At 39.6% G+C, this 5,152-nt stretch carries 2 protein-coding genes; both read right to left on the bottom strand.

Going from position 1 to position 5,152, the window contains the following annotated elements; translation table 11 throughout:
- Positions 1-274 precede the first annotated feature (274 nt).
- Positions 275-3,292, bottom strand: a complete 3,018-nt coding sequence (locus tag QZU45_RS10750; protein ID WP_295355166.1) for a transposase — start codon at positions 3,290-3,292, stop codon at positions 275-277.
- A 280-nt stretch (positions 3,293-3,572) separates the two neighbouring features.
- A complete protein-coding gene (locus QZU45_RS10745) occupies positions 3,573-4,805 on the bottom strand; it encodes a transposase (RefSeq protein WP_295355167.1) in 1,233 nt (410 codons plus the stop codon).
- Between the last annotated feature and the right edge of the window lie 347 nt (positions 4,806-5,152).

Raw genomic sequence — 5,152 nt, 5'->3', positions numbered from 1 at the left:
TAACTGGAAGGCAACGTAACTGTTAATTATTTAGCCCCTAACCATCCGCTCTGATCACTTATACAATATTCCCAAGCTCCCAAGTAAGGAGTGACACCCTGATTTTGCTGCAGATCGCGCCGGCTTTAATTATGCGATTTAGAGTAAATGAAGGCTTAATGGGGAATAAAACCTCAGAAGGCATGCTAATGAGGTTCTTAAAGTGAGGATTTTTAGATTTTCAGCTGAATTTAATGATGTGAAGGCCTGCGGAGCGCACCGCAGGGCTTATTTCCTATTTTGCAGTATGATCCTGCATTTCAAGGTAGCGACGGTAATCATAAGGGGCAAGGCCTCTGGTATCTACTTTATCGTAGCAGATCTTGTTTTTCTTATCGTACATATTGAGGTATTCAGTAATTTTGCCATCCTTATCTTTTACAGGTGTCTTATGAGGCATACTAAAGAAAGTGGCATCACTATGACCTTCATTCTGCATTTTCAAAAGACGCTGTCTGATATTGGCAGTAAGCCACATCATATAGTGCTGTACCGGCACACGGTTTAGGTTACAGGTATTGACAATGGTCTGGTAATCAGCAAAGGCCTGAGCACCATCTTCTGACTGAATAAACATACAGGCATGGCGGGTGCAGATACCAAGCTTAAGAGCTCTTTCAGCTGCAGAAGAGGTCAGCTCTATATCAGGAGAGGTGATAAACTCCTTTAGCGCCTTTTCAAATTTCAAAAGGTAGATAAGAGCACCAGATTCAGGGAAAGAGCGGTTTCTTATGAATGTGTATTCACCCTTTGTGGTCTTTTTAACAGACATGATATCTTTATTGTCAGCAACATAAAGTCTGATGCAGTCAAATATCAAATCCACTATCTTTGCAGATTTTTCCTTTCTTGCTTTAAGTAAGTCCTTTTTAAATTCTTCTGTATCACATACATACTGATGAGCTTTTATCACCTCAGAATCAATCACGAACAGCGCATTGATAAGGTAGAATATGGTCAGAAGCGATACGTCATTATCCTTTAACTTTTTGCCGGCTTTTGTCTGGCGGTATTTTTGGAGATTCTCCTCAAAGCAGCTGAAGGCACAGCCTGTTGGCAGAAGCTCTTTTCCATAGACACTGATAAGGCCCTTGTTTAAAAGCAGCTTCCATAGTCCTCTTCTGGCATGGGCCCAGCACCTGCAGCTTTTAAGTTTGATGCCGGTGATTTCCTCTAAGGTGTTAATACCGCTGTCATAGCCGGCATATCCATCAGAGATGACATATTTTAAAGGACCGTCTTTTTTGCATCCATCTTTGAGGATATCTACGACATTGTCTGCACATCTGCCAGGTGATACTGTGTACCACGCTGCCTTTACAGGAGAGGTAAAGCCGCTGGTCATTACCCAAATCTGAGACTTGCTGCTGCCGCTGCCCAGGTGTTTGTTATATGAATTCTCCCTGCACAGCAGTGTGGATTCATCACATACAACTGCAGATGAGTCTCTAAGGATATCATCGTGGATGGTAAGAGCTACACCATGCAGAAAGGCTCGGGCAAAGGCATTGAGTCCTGCTGTTGTCTGCTCTCGTGTCAATGGCAGACCGTTGCCCTCGTAGAAATTGTATACCCGGTTCTTAGGCGCACCAAGCTGTGAAAAGAGTGTGCCGCAGGAGGAGAGGAATGATACCGACATTACTGATTTTAAAAAGGCCGGTGTCACCCCAAAGGTTTCTGCGTCAAAGAAATATGGATTGATAACAGGTGCAAGTCCAGCTCCTGCATCCATAAGATTGTCATTAAGGCTGAAGCTATGGCTGGTTGTGTCATCACATTTTACGATGTCCTTATAGATTTGTTTGCGATCTTTCTGCCTTGCCTTGTTGTCCTGTTTGTATGACGCCTGCCTGTCGTCTGCCAGACTCTCGTTTTTATCACTCTCATCAGTATCAGTTAATGACTGATTTAACACATTTTTTGCATTTTCAATTGCGTTTTTCTCCTGCACGTCGAGAGTAAATCGCTCTTTGTTATGAACGCTTTCATAGCTGAATTCAGGTTTTGCCACAGGATTTATTTCAACCCTGGTGCCGCAGCGGGTGCACTCAGCATCCTGTACTTTGGCAAGGACAGTTTTCACTGAATTTAAAGAGCCGTCGGCGGTCAGGATGGAGTTAACTCTCTTGAGCCTGGAAAGAATGACAAACTCCTGTACCTTTCCACACTGCGGGCAGTGAAGCGCAATACGGTTTCCGTTAGTGCCGCTTATGACACCGGCCACCTGATTTGAGTTATTGACGCTGATAAAGCTGTCGTATTTGCGTTTGCGGTGACTGTCATTAAGGCTTTTGGTGTCATTCACTGTATGCATAGAGAGAACAGCAGTTCCAGCAGTAAGTCCTGCTGCTACTGACTCAGGCTTTGAAGCTGAGCAGCCGCTCATAAGAACAGCAACGGCATCCTCCTGAGGTTTGTCATCTGTTGCTTTTGCTTCATCAGTATCAGCACTTATAGTGACAGATGAGGATGCCTCATCAAAGTCAGCTGCATCATTATCACAAGGCTGGACGGTCACTTCCTTTTGTATTTCTAAAGCACCATCTGCCTGGGCCTGTATATCGGCACTGTTGTCTGCTGTCATGTCTGATGCCTCACTATGAGGTGTTTTCTCAGAACGAGGCAGATTGAGAGCTTTACGCTGATGTTCTAAAAAGGTGAGTGCCGTATTTAAGAGAACTGTGATTTTCTGCTCAAGGAACATGTTGACCTCAAGCATATTTCTATCATCAGTCTGTGGAATGTCATCAGCCTTTAAGTCTTTAAAAACAAAGTAGTAGTTTCTAATATTTGCCAGAACATTGTTTATCAAATCAAAGGCGGTCTGTCTGAATTTCTTCAGTTTTTTTATTTGCTCTTTAAGAGAGTCTGTGGTCTTTTCCAAAGAAGTATTAAGTTCTTTAAGGCTGACATTAGTCTTTTCCAGAGAAGCATTAAGCTCTTTAAGGCTGATATTGGTCTTTTCCAGACCGGCATTGTGAGCATTCAGAGTTTTGTTAGTCTTATTAAGACTGTCATTGGCAGCTTTGAGCTTTTCTTTTTCGTCAATAAGCTTCTGTTTTTCATCCTCAGAGGCTTTTAGGGAGGCATCTTTTTGTGAAATGACTGCTCTGAGGTTATTCACCATAGCTGATATCTTAAGAGAGCTCTCTTTTTCCTTTTCCAAAGAGTCTCGTTCTCGTTTTAAAAGAAGCTCAATCAGCTCTTCCTTTGACAGAGAGGTTAAGTCCTGGCCTCTGGTATTGTCAGCCATCTTAACCTCCTTTTATGATGTGAATACTAAAGATAAAACAGCTTAAAACTGCCTTATGATACCTTAAAAGATTTTGAATTAATAGCCCCTGTTTTTGAGAAAGTGCCATTAATACAATGAGGTAAAGTCAATTTTTGGAAGTTAAGCTTTTAAAAGCTATGGTAAAAAAATTTTTGAAAAAATTTAATAACTCAACTTTTGCATTTGGATTTTAGCTCCAAATGCTGATAACAATGCGGTTTAACACTGCATTTGCTCTTTAAAATACGATTTTTGATTATCAAGAACTTTGTGGTAGCTGTATATACATTCTGATGTAGTCTGTTATACCAGAGTACCACTCAGAGATTTTTGCAGCTATTACTTCCTTTGCTTTAGCAAGCTTACCTTTACGGATACAGCCTGCAGCATCTAAGCTGTTGGCAAGATCGTCAATGAGGTTTAGTAGACTCTCTAGAGCTTCAGCAAAGGTTAAAGCAGTAAGTTCAGAACGGATATTGTAGAAAAGTTCTCCCATAGAGCGTGGATCGTTATCATGGCGTCTATTAAACTCCATGATTTGGAATCTGATGTTGGAGATAACCATAAAGGCATTACAGGTATCAAAATCATGAGCATGACATTCGTTCTTTAAGCCAAGGTAACTTTTCTGTGCTTTAAAGGCAACTTCAATAGACCATCTTCTGCCATACAGTTCAATTACTTTCTCAGGAGATAAGTCTAAGTCAGTGCTTACGATGCAAATCCATTCTTTAGAGACGTTTGCTTTAATAAAGACAAGTCTAACTCTAAGACCTTTGTTTGTATAAGCAATGATTGAGGTAATTAGATTGCCTTTATTGAGCTTACCACCATTGATATGCTTGAGAAGATTTATCTGAGAAAATGATTTATCAGAGTCTTTCTCTAGTTTGAAATTAAGGTTTCTTTTAACAAGACAGATTGACTGTAAACCTAACTCTTTAAGCTTCTTAACAAGGTAGTCTGAAAAGAACCAAGAGTCCATCAGAATGTAAGATGCAGGTATTTCTCTTATAGCTCTTCTACACATACTGATAAGAACTTCAGGTTTCTTTGTACAAGCAATCTTTCTACGTCTAGCTCCAGTGGTTCTGTTATCAATGCCATGAGTGTCTGCTTTTCTAATTAGATTGTTCTCTCTGTTAGAGGCAATTAGATAGCTTAATACAGGAATATAGTTAACTCCATCAGTCCAACCTAAGGCTAAGTTAGTAAAGCCTTTAACAGATTTTCCAATGACATGATTAAACTGCCTTGATAAGAGTTCTACTTTCTTACCTCTGCATCTTTCAATCATGGTATCGTCTACAACCAAGCAGTTAATCTGCTCTTTATTATCTTTATTGAGCTTGCAGATAAAGCTGATGATAAAAGAAGCCATATAAAGCATCAAAGACTGCCAGTCATAACTTGGATTAGATAAGAATCTGTATGCAGAATCCCTACTGAAAGGTAATGACTTTCCTTCTGTAGATTCAAAGAATCTATACAGATTAGGATACAGAGCGTTTTACAAACTTAGCTTTACGTAAAAGAGTGCTTACACCGATGTAAGTAAAAATTGACTCAAATGAAATAGCTCTATTGCAAGAAGTTGAATTTTTGGTTATCATAATGTTGTGTATAATTTGGTTTAACTTATTGATTTTGTAACATAAATTATACCATTTTATACACATTCATTCAATCAAAAACACCTCTAAAACGTCATTTTTAAGCCATTTTCCTAATATCACATCGGTCTTAATAATCAAAAATCGTATTTTAAAGAGCAAAAGCAGTGCTAGACCGCTTATATTTAACGTTTTAACTCAATTTTTGAAATGCAAAAGTTGAGTT

It is taken from the genome of uncultured Succinivibrio sp. (assembly GCF_902756765.1).
In the GTDB taxonomy this organism is placed as follows: domain Bacteria; phylum Pseudomonadota; class Gammaproteobacteria; order Enterobacterales; family Succinivibrionaceae; genus Succinivibrio.
This window is presented reverse-complemented; position numbering and strand designations above follow the sequence as displayed.

Excerpts from the sequence above, each read along its gene's own strand:
- QZU45_RS10750 (WP_295355166.1), bottom strand. The coding sequence starts at position 3,292 with ATGGCTGACAATACCAGAGGCCAGGACTTAACCTCTCTGTCAAAGGAA.